We start from the raw sequence: 18,063 nt of genomic DNA on the forward strand, positions 1-18,063 counted from the left end.
AAAAACCTACAAAAACACCTTTCTTTTTTCATTTCATTTTTTTCAGTACTTTTGCAATCCTTAAAATTGAAAGATAATCACTAGAAATTTAGAATATAATATGAAAGAGGAAGTATCGAAATTAGCAAAAGCCTTAAAACAAAGATTTGTTGCACACCCATGGCATGGAATTACAATTGGTGAAAATCAACCTAACATGATCAATGCATTTATTGAAATTATCCCTTCTGACACCATTAAGTATGAAGTAGATAAAGACAGTGGATACATCATGGTTGACCGTCCACAGAAATTCTCTAACAATATGCCATGTCTTTACGGTTTTGTTCCACAAACATATTGTGACAAGCATGTTGCTGAATACTGTAATACAAAAACAGGGAGAACTGAAATCGTAGGAGACAATGATCCACTTGACATTTGTGTACTTTCTGAAAGAGAGGTAAACAGAGGAAACATAATCGCAGAATGTGTTCCAATCGGAGGGTTTAGAATGATTGATGGTGGTGATGCTGATGATAAAATTATCGCGGTACTTAAAGATGATCAAGTTTATGGTAACATGACTTCAATAGAAGAGGTTCCAACCAAGGTATTAGACAGAGTAAAACATTTTTTCTTAACTTATAAGGACTTAGATGGGGCTTCTAAAAATGTTGAAATCACACACGTATATGGTGCTGACGAAGCAAAAGAAGTAATCAAAAGAAGTTATGTAGATTACCAAGAAAACTTTGGAGATGCAGACCAACTTCTCACAGAAGCATTGACTGCTGTTTTGAAAGAAAAAGTATAAGTCATATTGATAAAACAAAAAAAGGGAGGCGAATGCTTCCCTTTTTTTGTTTTGTGTAAGTGCCTAGCCTAAATGAGTGAAGTGGATTTTGGAATTAGATTTGCAAAGAAAGGCACAACAGCTACCGATAATTATTTATATATTTAAACTATGAAGATTTTACTTTTCCTATTCACATTATTTTGTTCTACGCTGAGCATCTCACAAATTGTCTTTGACAAAACAAAGCATGATTTTGGAGAAATCAACTCGAATGAACCAAGGTTTGTTGATGTTTACCTCAAAAACAAAACAGGAAAAGACGCATTTATTTTAAGTGTAAAAAAACCAATGGAAGTGGTTTACATTCAAAGAAACGCCCTCATAGCACCGGATAGTTCAAGTGTTATTCGTTTTCAAATCAATAAAAAAACAAAAGGAAAATTTAATTATAAAATTCCTGTTTACACCAGTGATAAAAACGAACCAACTGAAATTGTTTTGACAGGGAAAATAGCTTCACTTCCAGATCAGAGCAACAATTTTACAGCCTGTCCTTCTTTTGGTCAATCTCCTGCACAAGGAAATCCTTTAGATTTTATGTTGACTGTTGAAACAATAGACAAAGCCACAGGTGAAAAATTAGGAAAGTCTAAAGTAGCCATCATTCAAAATGGAAGTGCGTTAGGAAAGTGGGAAACAGCTTCCAATGGTCGCCTGAAACTCAAAATCCCTTTGGGCATAACCTATTTTTATGCCACTCACTCAGGTTACCTTCCGGCAGAAGAGGGGCTTTACGTTAACTTTAAAAGAAACCATGTTACTTTGGCTTTAACCAAGAAAAAAGCGTCTCCAGTAATTCCCGATACACCCGAAGAACCAGAAGAACTAATTGCCGAAGAAATCGAATCAGAAAACGATCCCGAAGAAACGATAGCCGAAACTGAAGAAAGGGTAATTATTATTGATGAAAGCGAACCTGAAGAAGTTGATTTGAGTGATCTTATCGAAGAGTCACCAGAAGTAGAAACGGAAGAAATTGAAGAATTTATTCCCCCAGCATTTAAGGAATTGGATCCGAACAATTTTGATGAGGCCTATTTCCATCCGATTAACGTTGTATTTGTAATCGATGTGTCTTCATCCATGCGTCAAGCCGACAGAATAGAATTATTAAAATATTCATTGGATCAACTTGTGGGGATGTTACGACCACAGGACAAAATCGGATTGGTTTCCTATGCTAGCAATGCCCAAGTGCTATTAGCTCCCATCTCTGGGGACCGAAAAGAAGAAATTACCGATGAAGTAAAGAAATTAAAAGCATCAGGATTAACTGCAGGTGGTGCTGGAATTAAATTGGGGTACAAACAAGCTCGAAAAAATATGATTAAGGATGGTCAAAACCACTTGATTATTATTACAGACGGAGCTTTCAACAGAAACTCCGGTGATTACAAAAAGTACATTAAGAAAAACCTACACAAGAAAAACATTACCATGAGTGTAGTGGGAATAAAAAGCAATGAAAAATCAGAGGCCAATATGCGTGAAGCTGCTGAATTAGGAAATGGTCGATTCATCTTAATAGAAAAGTTGGCAGATGCACAAACAAAACTGAAACAGGAAATTCGCCTGACTTCATTTAAGTATGATTAAAATTAGGGATAAAAAAAATGTTAGCATTTGAAATCAAATACCAACATCGTCTGTTCAACTTATAATCAACTTTACGTTTAGTGTAAACGCGCTTGAATTAAGTTAATGAATTCTTTTCTCGTACTGTCATTGGATAAGAACAAGCCCTTAAATGCAGAAGTCGTTGTTGAAGAGTTTTGTTTTTCTACTCCACGCATTTGCATACACATATGACTACACTCTAACACAACAGCAACTCCTTTTGGCTCTAGCGTTCTTTGAATACAGTCACGAATTTCTAAAGTTAACCTTTCCTGCACTTGCAATCTACGGGCATAAGCGTCAACAATTCTAGGCAATTTACTCAAACCTACAATTTTTCCATTAGGAATATATGCTATATGTGCTTTTCCGAAAAATGGAAGCATGTGGTGTTCACATTGAGAATACACTTCGATGTCTTTAACAATCACCATTTCAGAATAATCTTCTTCAAAGAGTGCACTTCTTAGGATTTCATCCGGGTCTTGCTTGTAACCTTGAGTTAGAAACTGAACAGATTTAGCAACACGTTCAGGTGTTTTAATGAGACCTTCTCTGTTAGGATCTTCCCCTAAATCAGATAAGACCTCTTTATATACCTCTGTTAACTTTTTAGTGACCTCGTCGTTGTATTCAAATTTACTTTCCATAAAGCTATTTTTGTGTGGTTAGAACGGTTCGTTTCCGCCATAATATTCCACATAATTGTTTTCGGTTTCTTCCAATTTAATTTTAGCTAAAACTCCTCCTGCAGCACGAATTGGTTCTTCAATTTCTTCCCAAATCTTCATCACTAGATTCTCTGTTGAAGCAAGTACACCTTTCATAAATGGAACATCTAAATTCAAGTTTTTGTGATCTAGCGCTTCTACAACATATTTTTTCATGATTTGACTTAAGTCTTTTAAGTTAATCACAAAACCAGTATCAGCAGAAGGTATTCCCTTTACTGTCACAAAAATATTGAAGTTATGTCCATGCCAATTCTTGTTGCTGCATTTTCCAAACACGGCTTCATTCTTTTCACTTGTCCATTCTTCATTCCACAGCTTATGCGCTGCGTTAAAATGTTCTCTTCGGGTAATGTAAACTGTTTTCAATTCTATAATTTTGTTACAAAGATACAAACGTTCAAGAAACAAAATTGTTTATTAGAAAGGAAAAAACGCTTTGAGCAAAGCGTTGAGGATAATTTGATCATAAAAAAGAGCTCTAAAGAGGTTGAGTATATCTTAAAGCGCTTGTCTGGTTAGGGTTGAGTGAGGTTTACTTTTGTACCATCACCACTTTCATTCGGATTTCACTTCCCATGTTTAACTTTACATAATACTTTCCTTCCGAAAGATTCGCTAAGTCAATTGAAAAATGATTCTTTTGGGATTCAACAAATTGATAAAAGATGGATTTTCCTCTTTGATCGATCAAAGAGATGCTCACGAAGTTTCCTTCTGCTCCCTCTACCCATACGTTTAACAAGTTTGAATTGATTTTCTCTACCTCAAATTGAACATTGTTATTCACACTATCGTGGGTCAGTACTTTTTGAGGCTCTCCAATTTCATTGTTTGTGAAAGCAGCATTTGCGATAAACATTGTTGCGATAATCATTAATTTTTTCATTGTTTTTTTGTTTTTTAGTTGTGACAAATGTACAACACAAACCTCATCAAAAACAATGATAACTAAAGACTTAACAAAAGCTTTAACCCATTAACAAAAGGGTAACAAACAAGGGTGAAATGATAACATTAAAGTCATCTTCTCAAATAGAAAACCTTGTAAGCAAAGCGCTTGGCTACCAAACAAAAACATCATCTAGGATTCGTCCACCAGAACCTCCACCAGAAAATAACTCCATGACCATTTTCTTTAGTTCTGCATTGGAAAGATAGTCTTTAGGCTTCCCTTTGGGCATTTCTTTTTTAAAGTTCGAAATGGACAATGGCTTAACCTCTTTGGCAAAATAAACTACTCCCCCATCTTCTAGCGCCAAACCTAGGATCGTTCCAGGTAATCCGTTGAATGATTCAGGACCAACAGAAGGTCTTAACTGCTCTGCATACCATGCGTAAATTCGAGTGGAGTCGTTGGCTTCCCAATAAGCTTGTTTGGTTTCATAACCTGCAATCGTTCTTCTGTTTTCAGTAATGATCCATGCTCTTGAACGAAGGGTGTCAGACAAATATATTTCAGAACCATAATATGAAAATTGGCGCTCTAATTTTCCTTCAGATAAATCTTGGTAAGTTGAGTTTTTCATCGTTGACCATTCTCTATCTTCATCACCAACTTCTGGCAATATAGGTTTAAACAAAGCTTCAGTATCATTGAAATACAATACAAACTCATCAATTTTCGGCTCTTTCATCCACTCTTGTGAACGCCCCCCCATTCGGCTTGAACCTTCATACCTTTTTTCTAGGTTTGTTCTGCGTTCAAAAACGATTTCACCAGAAGTCAATACTTGACTATGCGCCCAAGTTGTCAAAAAGAAAAAGACAACAACTGCTGTTAATTTAGAACCAATGATTTCTACCTTCATCTACTTTAGTTTTATTGTTGTTGAACCTCAACGTTGCTCCAATCATGAAGTAACGAGCGATAATTCGACTACGTGTATCTGTAATTATATTTGTTCCTACATTTCTTGAAATTCCAATGTTCTGATTGAAGATGTCATTCACAGAAGCATCAATCACCAGATTACCCGTTTTCAGGAAGCGTCGACTAATTTTAGCATTCCAAATAAATGGCGTTGCGTTATACCCTTCGGCTCTTCTAGAGTTTATTTCATAAACTGCATCACTTTCAATAAAGAAGCGGAACGGCAATTCAAAAAAGACAGAAGCTTTATATCGCTGAACAGTATAAGGCTCGTTTAAACCCATAGACAATGAACTCCTAGGGTCGTTGTAACTTAATGAAGCAGACAAACTAACTTCAATCGTATCTGTTCTCATTTCCAAGCCGATTGATCCGTCTACATTATAGTTTTCTGTAGTGTTTTCTTGCGTATTGATATAACTGTTAAAACTTGTATATCCTCCAGAAGCCATTGGTCTAAAATGAAGTATTTTTTTATACAATGGAAGTCCACCTCCTGCATAAAAACCACCGTAAACATTTCCATCAACATTGACCGCCGTTGAAACTGATTGTCCATTTGGGTTATATACGATAGCGTTTGAAAATGCATTATCAATATAAGTCATATAAGCTCCTGCATATATATAACTGTACTTTAAGGCATTCCACTTATTGTAATGGATACTCAAATCATGGTTAAAATTAGGTGCCAATTCAGGATTACCAATAACCAAACTGTTTGGATCTGTATTGTCTCTCACAGGCTGTAACTGGTCTAAACTTGGCTGATTTGAGCTTGTGCTATAAACGAATCGAATTTGATGAGCATTAGAAAACTTATAACTGTATTCCAAATAAGGAAGAAGATCGTCAACATCCTGTTTAATTACAGAGTTATCTTCATTATTAATGTTATCAATTTTAACATTTCGAATTCTAGAACCAAGTTCTAAGGTATGTTTTCTATCAGTATACATAATTCCAATAGCACCACGATTTTCTAAACGTGTATTGCTAAAGTCATTACTGTAAAGCCCAGCGTAATTATCGTATCCAGTTGGTGTACGGTCATAAGTTGAGGTAGCTTGCGCACCAAAGAAGTAATCTAATCTGTACTGGAATTTCAACCTAAATCGGCGTGTTATCGGCTCCATGTAATCTACCATAATACGATGACCGGTGGTGTTATTGGTCATGGTTCTTTGCTGATCAAAAATAGAATCTGGTGTAACAAACTGACCGAAAAACTGATTTGAATTTAGGGTGTTTTCACGATCTGTTTCGGTGTATCCGAGTTGATAAACAACATCGAGTTCTCTGAAACGTTTAGCAAATTTCTTATTCAATGTTAATTCTATATTCCCTTCTAAACCTTCAGCTTCAGATTCGTTTCTCACATCAGAAGCACTAAATCTTTGCTTGTCTGTCGTAAAGAAATCACTTTCATTATTTTCAGACATTGATTCATTTCTAAGTGACAAGCTCGATTTTAATTTCAACTTAGTTTTATCATTTATGTCATAATCTAAATTTAAATTAATGGTGTGGGATTGTTGGAGTTGTTCCTTAAAAGAAGAATCTCTTTTATTGTAAGTTGTATCGGCGAAGTGGTATTCTGAATTCCTCACCTGTTCCGTTGTTAATCTACTATCGTTATACGTATAGTTCAGTCCCATCTTCACTTTTTCGCCTAATTTATTGGAGTAATAAAACCCGCCTTTATAATTTTCAGGCAAACCATTTAGACTACTGGTATTCATAAAAGATCCCCAACCGCCACGCATTTCATTGGTCAACCCAAACCTTGAGGCATCTTGGCGACTAAACCCTGTGTTGGGTGTATTGGAACCTAGTGCGAAAACTGAAATCTTTAGGTCTTTATCAAAATAGTTGGCCAAGACTTCCCCTTCATAAAACAGACTTCCATTGGGTAAATCTTTAAAATATTCAGAGTTGAATCCACCCCTCCCGGCCACTTTTCCAAAGTAACCTTGTTTTGCATCATCTTTTAGGCGTACGTCAAGTACTTGAATCTTTTCTTCAGAATTCCCTCCTGAAGTTTCATCTTCTGTTTCATAAACTTCAATTTTATCAACTCCTTTAGCCGATAAATTTCGTGTAGCAATAGTGGGGTCTGTTCCAAAAAACTCATCTCCATCCACCAAGACTTTAGTTACTTTTCGTCCTTGAGAGCTCACATTTCCATCATCGTCTACCTGTAGTCCTGGCAGATTCTTCAACAAATCTTCAACCATAGCGTTTTCTTTGGTGGCAAAAGAATCAGCGACATAAACTAATGTATCTCCTCTAAAATAGATGGGTTCTTTATTGGCATAAACGACAACTTCATCAAACTGTGTTGCTTGTTCTGGAAGAATGACACTAGGAATATGGATTTCTGTATTTTCATCTGACCCGATAATATAGTAACGTTTTTCGTCAAATTTATAATGCGAAATAATCAGCTCCATGGTATCAATAGGAACCCCACGCAAATCAAAATAACCATCTTCTCTTGTACGTGTATAGCCCAAAAGCAATCCATCCGACAATCTTACCGCCATCACCACAGCATTCTCTAAAGGTTGGTCATTAATGGTGTCATTCACAGTTCCTGTAAACTTCATATCCTGTCCAAAAGTAATAGAAGTCAACAAGATGAAACACAAGGTTAAAAGTTTATTCATCTTCTTTAGTTTTTATCGAGCCACAAAAATAACGGAATACATTTAACAATCTGTCTTAATTATGTTAAGAAGTGGAATTTAGTGTTGAATGATTATTCTGTAATGATAAAACAACAAGCTTATCATTATGCGGCGATGTTTGTTTAAATTTTTCAGTAATTTTGAACGAATTATCAGTAATAAGATCAGATTGAAAAAAGGAAAAGTACTCAAATCAACAGGTAAATGGTACCTCATCGAATTAGAAAATGGCGAAACCCTTCAAGCGGGAATTCGAGGGAAGATTCGGTTGAAAGGCATCAAATCTACAAATCCTGTTGCTGCAGGAGACGAAGTGATGATTTCAGAAAACGAAGATGGCACTGGAGTGATTACTGAAATATTACCCCGTCACAACTACATTGTGAGAAAGTCCATCAACCTTTCAAAGCAATCCCATATATTGGCTGCCAACGTTGACAGAGCTTATCTTTTGGTCACATTAGTAGCCCCTGAAACACATTTGGCTTTTATAGATCGTTTTTTAGTTGCCGCAGAAGCCTACCGTATCCCTGTAACTTTACTTTTCAACAAGATGGATTTATATATGGAGGAACATTTGCCGCTTGTAGATGACATTATGGAGATCTATGAAGAAATAGGGTATCCTTGTGAAAAAATTTCTGCTCTAAACAAAACCAATGTCGAATTCTTAAGAGATGACATTAAAGACAAGCAAGTAATGATTGCGGGTCATAGTGGAACTGGTAAAAGCACATTAATCAACGCATTAGACAGTACCTTAGACATAAAAACTGCAGAAATTTCTATTCATCATATGCAAGGTCAACATACCACCACATTTGCAGAAATGCACAAACTTAAAACAGGCGGTTACATCATTGACACCCCTGGAGTAAAAGCCTTTGGAGTTGTAGATTTAGACAAGAAAGTAATGAGTCATTACTTCCCTGAAATGAGGGCGCTACTAAACGAATGTAAATTTCATAATTGTCAACATTTAAACGAACCCGACTGTGCCATCAAAGAAGCGGTGGAATATGGAGAAATCCATCCTTCTCGTTACAACACTTACCTTGATTTAATCACAGAGGATCAAACCCAAAATTACAGATAAATGAGAGTAGTCATCCAAAGAACAACAGAAGCCAGCGTAACAATAGAAAACAAAGTCACTGGTCAAATTGGAAATGGATTGGTCGTTTTAGTGGGTATTGAAGAAAATGATACCGATGAAGATATTGAATGGTTGAGTAGAAAACTGAGTAATTTAAGGATCTTTTCCGATGAAAATGGATTAATGAACCTCAGCATTCAAGACATAAAAGGAGCATTTTTAGTCATTTCTCAGTTTACTTTGCACGCCAAAACCAAAAAAGGAAACCGACCAAGCTTTATTCATGCTGCAAAGCCTGACATTGCTATTCCGCTCTATGAAAAGTTCAAAAAAATGCTAGCAGCTGTGAGTGCATGTAAAGTAGAAAGCGGAGCATTTGGCGCTGACATGAAAGTTGCATTGGTAAATGATGGACCAGTAACCATAACAATTGACACAAAAAACAAGGAATAATGACAATTAATGAATTACAAGCCACGGTAGATCGCTGGATTAAGGAACATGGCGTTCGATATTTTGACGAACTCACCAACACTGCTGTTTTGATGGAAGAAGTGGGCGAAGTAGCTCGAATAATGTCGCGCAGATACGGTGAACAAAGTGAAAAGGAGTCAGATAAAAACAAAGACTTAGGTGATGAACTATCCGATGTACTTTTTGTATTGACATGTATTGCCAACCAAACGGGGGTAGACTTGACTGAAGCTATGGCAAAGAACTTAGAGAAGAAAACCAAAAGAGATAGTGAGAGGCATAAGGGAAATGAAAAGCTTTTTTAAAAGTAATGTACTAAAGCACAACTATAACAGGGTTTAGGATTGATCCATCTTTAATGTAAACATACTCTACTCTTTTTCGAGATACTACGAGATATAGAGAATTCAATTATCTTTGCCACTATGAAAGAAACTCGTATCAATAAATATTTAAGCGAAGCAGGATATTGCTCACGCCGAGCTGCGGATAAACTCATAGAACAAAATCGTGTAACGATCAATGGAAAAGTTCCTGAAATGGGAACTAAAGTTCAACCGGGTGATGTTGTTGCGGTGGATGGAAAAAATGTCAACAATAAAAACAGGGAGAATATATATATCGCATTAAATAAACCTGTGGGTATTGTCTGCACAACTGATACGCGTGTTGAACCTGACAACATCATCGATTTCATGAATTATCCTGAACGCATCTTCCCAATTGGACGTCTAGACAAACCAAGTGAAGGCCTAATCCTGTTAACAAACGATGGAGATATTGTAAATAAGATTCTAAGGGCGAGCAACAATCATGAAAAAGAATATATTGTCTCTGTTGACAAACCAATCACCCAAGATTTTATTGACAAAATGGGAAATGGCGTTCCAATCCTAGGTACAATGACCAATAAGTGCATTGTGGAGCAATTAAATAAAAGAACCTTTAAAATTATTCTTACCCAAGGACTCAATCGTCAAATTCGAAGAATGTGCGAATATTTCGATTACAATGTTACCGCGTTAAAACGTGTAAGAATCATGAATATTTTACTCGACACACCTGTTGGAGAATGGCGGTACCTTACAGAACAAGAGTTAGAAAGATTAAGTGAATTGATCGGATATTCGAGTAAGACAGAGGGATAAATAACTATGGGTGATGAACTATGAATGATGAGTTTTTGGATTTATACCTCATCATTGATAATTCAGCATTAAATACCTGACTTTTTTCAGCTTTCCAATGTAAAGGCAACTAATGTTACCTACTTTACGGAGAAAAATTCTTAAATTTGACTTTCTAAAAAATCAAGAAGAACATGAGTAAAGTAGAAAATATAGACTGTCTTATTATAGGGTCAGGACCTGCGGGATATACTGCTGCAATTTATGCAGCACGTGCCGATATGAATCCTGTAATGTATCAAGGACTTCAACCAGGTGGGCAACTAACAACGACAAATGACGTAGAGAACTTCCCTGGTTATCCTGATGGAGTTACAGGACCAGAAATGATGATTCAATTACAAAAACAAGCAGAACGTTTCAATACAGATGTTCGTTCAGGATTCATTAATAAGGTTGACTTTAGTGGACCAATTCACAAATGTTGGGCTGACAATGGAACTGAAATTCATGCTAAAACGGTAATTATTTCGACTGGAGCTTCGGCCATGTACCTTGGGTTAGAATCAGAGCAAAAGTACCTCAAAATGGGAGGTGGTGTTTCTGCCTGTGCTGTGTGCGATGGATTCTTTTACAAAAATCAAGAAACAGTAATCGTTGGAGCTGGAGATACAGCTTGTGAAGAAGCACATTACCTTTCAAAATTGTGTTCAAAAGTTACAATGTTAGTACGTCGTGATGAATTCCGTGCTTCTAAAATCATGGAAGACCGCGTGAGAAACACACCAAATATTGAGATCTTATTAAACACCGAAACTGAAGAAGTTCTAGGAAATGATATGGGCGTAACGGGTGTTCGCGTAATCAACAACAAGACAAAAGAAACAAAAGAAATTCCATGTACAGGATTTTTCGTAGCTATTGGTCACAAACCAAACACTGATATCTTTAAAGACTACATCAACATGGATGAAACAGGCTACATTAAATACGAAAAGCCAGGAACTTCCCTAACGAATGTACCAGGTGTATTTGTTGCAGGTGATGCTGCAGACAACGTTTATCGTCAGGCAGTTACAGCAGCAGGAACAGGTTGTATGGCTGCATTAGATGCAGAACGTTACTTGACAGCTTTAGAAGGATAAAATAAGGATTAGGTGAGGCGATTGGATTTCCCACTTACCCAATCTAAATAACAACTAAAAGTGAATAAAAGGCAGTTTGAAAAGTACTGTCTTTTTTTTATGTGAATATTAATCAAAAAGCGCCCTAAAACAGGAAATTATAGTGTTATATTTTTTTGTTCCCGAAAAAGGGCGTACTTTTGTACCCCAATTTTTGAGATAATCAAGGTATGATAGACGAAGCACTTTTTAAGCCCAAAACGCTGTATCCTTTCCAACAAAGAACAGTAGACCAGATCATTGCGGAACTAAAAGAAAACGGCAATGATTTTAATTTACTTTTTCAACTTCCAACAGGGGGAGGGAAAACAGTTATCTTTTCTGAAATTACGAAGAGATATATCGAAACATGGAAGAAAAAAGTACTTATCCTTACCCACCGTATCGAATTGTCTGTTCAAACTTCTAAGCAACTTTCTGCCATTGGTGTAAGCAATAAAATCATCAACAGTGAAGTAAAAACGCTAGACGACCAAGGCGAATACAATTGCTTCATCGCGATGGTAGAAACTTTAAACAATCGTCTACAAGATGATGAAAACTTTATCAAAGAAATTGGATTAGTGATTGTCGATGAGGCTCACTACAATAGTTTTAGAAAGATTTTTCAATATTACCAAGAAGCAAATATACTAGGTGTTACTGCAACTCCGCTAAGCTCTAATAAAGCGCTTCCATTAAACGACCATTACGACAAATTAAAAGTTGGAGAAAGTATTGCTTCTTTAATTGAAAACGGTTACCTGGCCAATGCAGAAACATTTACCTATGACGTTAATCTCCATGGTTTAAAAATTGGTTCGAATGGAGACTTTACAGTAAGCAGTTCAGAACAGGTTTACGGCAATTATTTCATGCAAGAAAAATTACTTTTCGCATACGAAGAAGTGGCTGTAAATACAAAAACATTGATTTTTAACTCGGGTATTGAAACCAGTATTCGTGTGCAAGAAACCTTTCATAAAAGAGGATACGCAATTCGTCATTTAGACAGTACATTTTCTGATAAAGACAGAAAAGACATCCTAAAATGGTTTAAAGATACACCCAATGCGATCCTATCTTCTGTAGGAATCTTAACGACTGGATTTGATGAACCAACAGTAGAAACCATTATTCTAAACCGTGCAACACGTTCACTGACGCTCTACCACCAAATGATTGGGCGTGGATCAAGGAAGCTGCCAAACAAAGACATTTTCAGATTAATTGATTTAGGAAATAACGTACGTCGTTTTGGTTTGTGGCAAGACTACATCAACTGGCAAGATGCTTTTCAATTCCCAGACCGTTTCTTAGAAGCGCGTTTATCTGAGCAAGAAGACATTATGTTTGAAGCTGCATACATGCTTCCAAAACATGTTCAAGAACGAGTAGACACTAAAGTTTTAGATCAATTTAAAATGAAAGAAGTCTATGAAGATTATATCGATAGAGGCATCAAAGGGAAACAAGCCGTTGATGATTCTTTAGAAAATCATTTTCAAGCAATCTTCAATAAAGCCAACGATTTTTATGATGGATTAGAAATTCAAGAAGCTTTACAAGAACACATTGAGCACCGATTAAAACAATACACTAAATGTATCGCCAAAAGTACACGAAACTATTTCAAGTATTTGATGGAAACATACAACCGTCAATTGCGTCAGAAACTTCGTGCTAACTTAGACGATGAATAATAAAACACTTACAAACAACTGTTTAACCCAAATGCAAAGTATGGGATTGAATATATTTAGCGTATCTTTGCACAAAATTTTGAAAAACTATGATTACAGTTAATAATTTGACCCTTCAGTTTGGAAAACGTGTTCTTTTTGACGACGTTAACCTTAAATTTTCTCATGGAAATTGCTACGGTGTTATCGGTGCCAATGGTGCTGGTAAATCTACATTCCTTAAAATTCTTACTGGAGATCAAGATCCTACTAAAGGGCAAGTCGCTCTAGAACCAGGAAAACGTATGGCTGTGCTAAAGCAGGACCACTTCGAATTTGATGAATACGAAGTATTGCAAACAGTAATTCGTGGTCATAAACGTCTTTTTGAAATTATGGTTGAAAAAGACGCTTTGTATGCCAAACCAGATTTCTCTGATGAAGATGGAATGCGGGCTTCAGAATTGGAAACCGAATTTGCAGATATGGAAGGATGGAATGCAGAGACAGATGCTGCAACTATGCTTTCTAACTTAGGAATTGATGAATCAATGCACCATACATTGATGAAAGATATGCCGAATGCTTTGAAAGTACGTGTGCTTTTAGCGCAGGCATTATTTGGAAATCCGGACTTATTGATTCTCGATGAGCCAACCAACGATTTAGATTTAAAAACTATCGAATGGTTAGAAGATTTCTTACTGGACTTTAAAAACACAGTGATTGTTGTTTCGCATGACCGTCACTTCTTAGATACTGTGTGTACACATATTTGCGATATTGATTATTCCAAAATCAACTTATTTACTGGAAACTATACGTTCTGGTACAAATCTTCTCAATTGGCTTCTCGTCAACGTGCAGATAAAAACAAAAAAGCGGAAGACAAGAAAAAAGAATTACAAGATTTTATTTCGCGTTTCTCTGCCAATGCTTCTAAATCGAAACAAGCAACGAGTAGAAGAAAGTTATTGGACAAATTAGATTTAGATGAAATTCAACCTTCTTCTAGAAGATACCCTGGAATTGTTTTCGAACAAGAAAGAGAAGCTGGAGACCAAGTACTTCATGTGAACAATCTTTCTTACGAACAAGATGGGCAAGTGCTTTTCAAAGACGTAAACATCAACGTTGGAAAAAACGATAAAATCGCTTTCATTTCAAAGAATTCTCAAGCTTTAACTGCGTTTTTTGAAGTTTTAAGTGGAAGAAAAGAACCGAAAACTGGAGATTTCAAATTCGGAACAACCATCACAACAGCGTATTTACCCAACGAAAACCATGAGTACTTCCAAAAAGACGAAAGTTTAGTTGATTGGCTAAGAAACTATGCTCAAACAGAAGAGGAACGTGAGGAAGTTTATCTGCGTGGATTCTTAGGAAGAATGTTGTTCTCAGGTGAAGAAGCTTTGAAAAGTGCGAAAGTACTTTCAGGAGGTGAAAAAGTGAGGTGTATGCTTTCGCGTTTAATGATGGCAAAAGCGAACTTATTGATGTTAGACGAACCGACAAACCACTTGGATCTTGAATCAATTACGGCATTGAACAACGGAATGAAAGATTTCCCTGGAATCATTTTATTCACTTCACATGACCAGGAATTGGTACAAACTGTTGCCAACCGAATTATTGAAATTACTCCAAAAGGAATGATTGATAAATTAATGCCTTATGATGAGTACTTAAAGGATGATAAAATTGCTCAACAGCAAGAAGAAATGTACGTTTAATTTGAACTACAAAATTTGATTATACCATAAATTCAATAAATTCTATATGAATTGTGTGGATGGAAGTTAGTTGAACAATATTTAAGAAGTACGACATAAAATTGGGGTTGACTTTAGTTCAATCATAATGATTAGTTTATGAACACCAAATCAAAATTAACCCTATTGAGTTGCACTTTCAGTGCGTTGGTATAACCTTTTTTTCAACTGGATGCGATGCATCCAGTTGAAATGAGCTGGGCTTTCAGCCCGCAATTGTATATAATATATGTTTAAATAAAAAACGGGTCTGAAAATTCTAGAAATACGGTATGCTCTTGGGGTGGACTTCAGTCCTCCCATAATTATGATTATCTGACTCTTCAAATTCAAAATATTATTTTAGAAATACAGGGGTAAGATTAAATTCTTAATGGCAATTAACCTTAGATTTTATAAATAAGTAAAAACCGGGGTGTTCTATTTAGCATTTTTTAATTAAATACTTTTGACTTTAGAATCTTTTCGCTAAGTTTAGGTGTTAATCACTATTTCACAACTACTTATTTTGAGGAAGAGTTCTATTTTACTATTACTTATTGCTTTCTCGCTTGGAATTATTTTGGCGAGTTTCACCGCTATTCACTGGGTAATTATTTTCACCTGCTGGATTACTTTCGCTTTTACTTATGGAGTTACAATTGCCTATGGTGAACAAGTCTTATTCTTTCGAAAATGGATTAATTGGAACATCATGGTTTTGTTTTTCCTCTCTGGAATGTTGGGTTATCACTTCAAAGTGATCAGCTCCTATGAATATGAATTTTCAGAAATATACTTAGCGAATGACCAATTACTTGGTGAAATAATTGAATTCCAAAAAGGAGAAAATGAATTTGACAAAGCCATCATTGAAGTCAAAAAAGTAATAAAACCACATACCGAAGCGCTTGCGCAGGGGAAGTTATTGTGCTACATCCGAACGTCAAACAGTGATTTAAAAGAAGGGAGTGTTATTCTCTTTCAACCTGATATTCAACCCATCAAAAACAAAAACAATCCTGGGGAATTTAACGCAGAACAATATTGGAAAATAAAAGGTATCAGCACAATCGCTTTTACAACCGATGAAAACATTGAGGTATTGGGTCAGGCCAAAACCTTCAATAGTTTTTGGACCAATTCGAGAAATTACCTTGCTAATATTGTAAAGCAATACATTGACGAAGAAAACCAAGGTCTTGTCATAGCCCTGAGTTTAGGAGACAAGTCGAACCTATCTATGGAAAAACGAAATAACTTTGCTAACGCTGGCGCCATGCATGTATTGGCGGTTTCGGGGATGCATGTTGGAATTCTGTTGGCTTTCCTTCATTTCATTTTTCAAAAAATTAGTTTTCTCAGAAAAAGAAACCTTTACTTATACACTGCTTTAATTCTTTTGTGGTGCTTTGCCTTTCTTACTGGAATGTCAGCCTCGGTGGTTCGAGCTGTAGCCATGTTTACGCTTTTGGCTATTGGACAAATCAAAGGTCATAGATTCTTTGGCTTACAGGCAATCTTTGCCTCTGCCTTATTCTTACTTATTTTCAATCCATTATTTATATTTGATATCGGCTTTCAGCTGTCATACCTTGCGGTAATAGGAATATCTTTGTTTTATCGACCCATACTTGGTTTGTTTCACTCGCGATATAAAATTATCAATTGGTTTTGGCAAGGAACAGCAGTTGGAATCGCAGCACAAATCGGAACAGTCCCCTTAAGTCTACTCTATTTTAATCAATTCCCAAACTATTTTTTCATCACCAACATTGGATTACTTATTCTAGCAGGAGTTGCACTAATTAGTGTAGTTTTATTGTTTTTGCTACATTTTATTCCTTGGATAGTAGATGTTCTGGCCTATATCGTAAACACCATTTTCGATATATTAAACAGCTTTATCGTTTGGGTCAACAGTTTACCTGGTGAAGTCAGCACTGGCTTTACTCCTCACCCTCTGCATGTCCTATTGATTTATGTTGGAATTGGATTTTCACTTTATCAATGGAGAAAAGGAAACGTCAAATTTTTCAAAATAGGTATCCTTCTTTTATTCATTTCTGCTGTAGCATTAATTTTTAACCGGGAATACAACAAGTCCAAAGAAGAATTGGTTGTACTTAACCATTACGAAAAAGTGATCTTATTAAAAGGAAACCAATCCCTACATGTGCTTTACGATGGTGAAAAAAGACCTAGTTTATCATCTTTAGATTATTTAATCAATGGATATGAAAATGCAATGGGTATAAAAGCAATAAAGACTCCGGTTCCTAAAGATATTCAAGTTCAATTTTCCGACCAAGTCATCTTTGCACACACCAAAGATGGGATTGCCATTGCTTATCATGGAAAAAAATATTTACTGGCAAACCGTATCAACAAGAAAGTCCTCAATTCAGACTATGAGCTCATCAAGGGTCAGTGGAATCTGTTTCTACCTGAAGAACACATCAATATCAGCACAACAAAAAAAGCATTAGTTCTAAGTCCTATCGGTAAAGAATAGAAGCATTTTCATTCTCACCAATGCTTCCTGTTACTTCATGATGCATAATTGTAAACTCATGATTAAGTACAATACTGTGTTTAATGTAATTATGAATTCCTGAATCGAGTTTAATATTGGCCCAAAAAGTAATTTCATAGTTATCAACCTTGCGCATAAAATTGTAACTGGATGCTACCGCTTCGTTTTTCCTTGCTTCCAACTCTTCCAACGACTTTTTATAGGTTTCATCAGACTCCTTATAGTAACCTGAGCTATACGTTTTTTTAAGATTTTTAATACTGCGTTCAATACTTTTCACACGCATTGTAGCGATCAGATATTCGTCTGAATAATTGGCGCGGTAATTTTCAAAACGAGGCTCATTATAATCATAAAAAGTTGTATCGGCCCAAGCTAAAATCGCACTTTTAACTTTACTTAAGTCATCTATTTCGTCATTCGCTTCTTGAGCGCTTAACAAAAATGGGAATAAAAATAGGCTCACAAAAAACAAAATTTTCATC

16 protein-coding genes are annotated in these 18,063 nt (G+C 36.0%); 10 read left to right on the forward strand and 6 right to left on the reverse strand.

What is annotated here, in order from left to right; genetic code table 11:
• The first annotated feature begins 100 nt into the window (after window positions 1-100).
• Both ACN0U3_RS03620 and ACN0U3_RS03625 read left to right on the forward strand, forming a co-directional pair.
• Window positions 101-796: an inorganic pyrophosphatase gene (locus ACN0U3_RS03620; protein ID WP_417265173.1), complete on the forward strand. Its 696-nt coding sequence runs from the start codon at window positions 101-103 to the stop codon at window positions 794-796.
• Window positions 797-946: 150 nt separating this feature from the next.
• On the forward strand, window positions 947-2,434 hold the full coding sequence (locus tag ACN0U3_RS03625) for a VWA domain-containing protein (protein WP_417265174.1): 1,488 nt from the start codon (window positions 947-949) through the stop codon (window positions 2,432-2,434).
• 77 nt (window positions 2,435-2,511) lie between these two features.
• Here the strand turns inward: ACN0U3_RS03625 and folE are convergent, their stop codons facing one another.
• The 5 genes from folE to ACN0U3_RS03650 form a co-directional block, all read right to left on the reverse strand.
• The gene (gene folE / locus ACN0U3_RS03630; RefSeq protein WP_299203752.1) at window positions 2,512-3,105 is read right to left on the reverse strand and encodes a GTP cyclohydrolase I FolE; all 594 of its coding nucleotides are present in this window, start codon (window positions 3,103-3,105) and stop codon (window positions 2,512-2,514) included.
• A gap of 18 nt (window positions 3,106-3,123) precedes the next feature.
• On the reverse strand, window positions 3,124-3,555 hold the full coding sequence (locus ACN0U3_RS03635) for a 6-pyruvoyl trahydropterin synthase family protein (protein ID WP_299203755.1): 432 nt from the start codon (window positions 3,553-3,555) through the stop codon (window positions 3,124-3,126).
• A gap of 166 nt (window positions 3,556-3,721) precedes the next feature.
• On the reverse strand, window positions 3,722-4,075 hold the full coding sequence (locus ACN0U3_RS03640) for a T9SS type A sorting domain-containing protein (RefSeq protein WP_299203758.1): 354 nt from the start codon (window positions 4,073-4,075) through the stop codon (window positions 3,722-3,724).
• 175 nt (window positions 4,076-4,250) lie between these two features.
• The gene (locus ACN0U3_RS03645; protein WP_299203760.1) at window positions 4,251-4,997 is read right to left on the reverse strand and encodes a GLPGLI family protein; all 747 of its coding nucleotides are present in this window, start codon (window positions 4,995-4,997) and stop codon (window positions 4,251-4,253) included.
• Window positions 4,972-7,728, reverse strand: coding sequence for an outer membrane beta-barrel protein (locus ACN0U3_RS03650; RefSeq protein ID WP_417265175.1), 2,757 nt, complete (start codon window positions 7,726-7,728; stop codon window positions 4,972-4,974). Before ACN0U3_RS03650 ends, ACN0U3_RS03645 begins: the two co-directional genes overlap by 26 nt.
• Window positions 7,729-7,918: 190 nt before the next feature.
• Between ACN0U3_RS03650 and rsgA the strand changes: the two genes are divergently transcribed.
• The 8 genes from rsgA (at window position 7,919) to ACN0U3_RS03690 (ending at window position 17,557) form a co-directional block, all read left to right on the forward strand.
• Entirely contained in the window at window positions 7,919-8,845 is a 927-nt protein-coding gene (rsgA, locus tag ACN0U3_RS03655) for a ribosome small subunit-dependent GTPase A (protein WP_417265176.1), read from the forward strand.
• Entirely contained in the window at window positions 8,846-9,298 is a 453-nt protein-coding gene (dtd, locus tag ACN0U3_RS03660) for a D-aminoacyl-tRNA deacylase (RefSeq protein ID WP_417265177.1), read from the forward strand.
• Complete coding sequence (locus ACN0U3_RS03665; RefSeq protein ID WP_299203772.1) at window positions 9,298-9,624, forward strand: nucleotide pyrophosphohydrolase; 327 nt, start codon at window positions 9,298-9,300, stop codon at window positions 9,622-9,624. The genes dtd and ACN0U3_RS03665 overlap by 1 nt, the downstream gene beginning before the upstream one ends.
• Before the next feature lie 120 nt (window positions 9,625-9,744).
• On the forward strand, window positions 9,745-10,467 hold the full coding sequence (gene rluF / locus ACN0U3_RS03670) for a 23S rRNA pseudouridine(2604) synthase RluF (protein ID WP_417265178.1): 723 nt from the start codon (window positions 9,745-9,747) through the stop codon (window positions 10,465-10,467).
• A 173-nt stretch (window positions 10,468-10,640) separates the two neighbouring features.
• Window positions 10,641-11,591, forward strand: coding sequence for a thioredoxin-disulfide reductase (trxB, locus tag ACN0U3_RS03675; protein WP_299203778.1), 951 nt, complete (start codon window positions 10,641-10,643; stop codon window positions 11,589-11,591).
• 209 nt (window positions 11,592-11,800) lie between these two features.
• Entirely contained in the window at window positions 11,801-13,312 is a 1,512-nt protein-coding gene (locus ACN0U3_RS03680; RefSeq protein ID WP_417265179.1) for a DEAD/DEAH box helicase, read from the forward strand.
• An 89-nt stretch (window positions 13,313-13,401) separates the two neighbouring features.
• Window positions 13,402-15,024, forward strand: a complete 1,623-nt coding sequence (locus ACN0U3_RS03685; protein ID WP_299203784.1) for an ABC-F family ATP-binding cassette domain-containing protein — start codon at window positions 13,402-13,404, stop codon at window positions 15,022-15,024.
• A 547-nt stretch (window positions 15,025-15,571) separates the two neighbouring features.
• Window positions 15,572-17,557, forward strand: a complete 1,986-nt coding sequence (locus ACN0U3_RS03690; RefSeq protein WP_417265180.1) for a ComEC/Rec2 family competence protein — start codon at window positions 15,572-15,574, stop codon at window positions 17,555-17,557.
• On the opposite strand, the gene ACN0U3_RS03695 is transcribed toward ACN0U3_RS03690, so the two are convergent.
• A complete protein-coding gene (locus ACN0U3_RS03695) occupies window positions 17,541-18,062 on the reverse strand; it encodes a hypothetical protein (RefSeq protein ID WP_417265181.1) in 522 nt (173 codons plus the stop codon). The genes ACN0U3_RS03690 and ACN0U3_RS03695 overlap by 17 nt on opposite strands.
• Between the last annotated feature and the right edge of the window lies 1 nt (window position 18,063).

It is taken from the genome of Brumimicrobium sp. (assembly GCF_048268645.1).
Lineage (GTDB): Bacteria > Bacteroidota > Bacteroidia > Flavobacteriales_D > Crocinitomicaceae > Brumimicrobium > Brumimicrobium ulvae.

Coding starts and splice junctions, on each gene's coding strand:
- ACN0U3_RS03620 (WP_417265173.1), top strand. CDS start 101: ATGAAAGAGGAAGTATCGAAATTAGCAAAAGCCTTAAAACAAAGATTT.
- ACN0U3_RS03625 (WP_417265174.1), top strand. CDS start 947: ATGAAGATTTTACTTTTCCTATTCACATTATTTTGTTCTACGCTGAGC.
- folE (WP_299203752.1), bottom strand. CDS start 3,105: ATGGAAAGTAAATTTGAATACAACGACGAGGTCACTAAAAAGTTAACA.
- ACN0U3_RS03640 (WP_299203758.1), bottom strand. CDS start 4,075: ATGAAAAAATTAATGATTATCGCAACAATGTTTATCGCAAATGCTGCT.
- ACN0U3_RS03645 (WP_299203760.1), bottom strand. CDS start 4,997: ATGAAGGTAGAAATCATTGGTTCTAAATTAACAGCAGTTGTTGTCTTT.
- ACN0U3_RS03650 (WP_417265175.1), bottom strand. CDS start 7,728: ATGAATAAACTTTTAACCTTGTGTTTCATCTTGTTGACTTCTATTACT.
- dtd (WP_417265177.1), top strand. CDS start 8,846: ATGAGAGTAGTCATCCAAAGAACAACAGAAGCCAGCGTAACAATAGAA.
- ACN0U3_RS03665 (WP_299203772.1), top strand. CDS start 9,298: ATGACAATTAATGAATTACAAGCCACGGTAGATCGCTGGATTAAGGAA.
- rluF (WP_417265178.1), top strand. CDS start 9,745: ATGAAAGAAACTCGTATCAATAAATATTTAAGCGAAGCAGGATATTGC.
- trxB (WP_299203778.1), top strand. CDS start 10,641: ATGAGTAAAGTAGAAAATATAGACTGTCTTATTATAGGGTCAGGACCT.
- ACN0U3_RS03680 (WP_417265179.1), top strand. CDS start 11,801: ATGATAGACGAAGCACTTTTTAAGCCCAAAACGCTGTATCCTTTCCAA.
- ACN0U3_RS03685 (WP_299203784.1), top strand. CDS start 13,402: ATGATTACAGTTAATAATTTGACCCTTCAGTTTGGAAAACGTGTTCTT.
- ACN0U3_RS03695 (WP_417265181.1), bottom strand. CDS start 18,062: ATGAAAATTTTGTTTTTTGTGAGCCTATTTTTATTCCCATTTTTGTTA.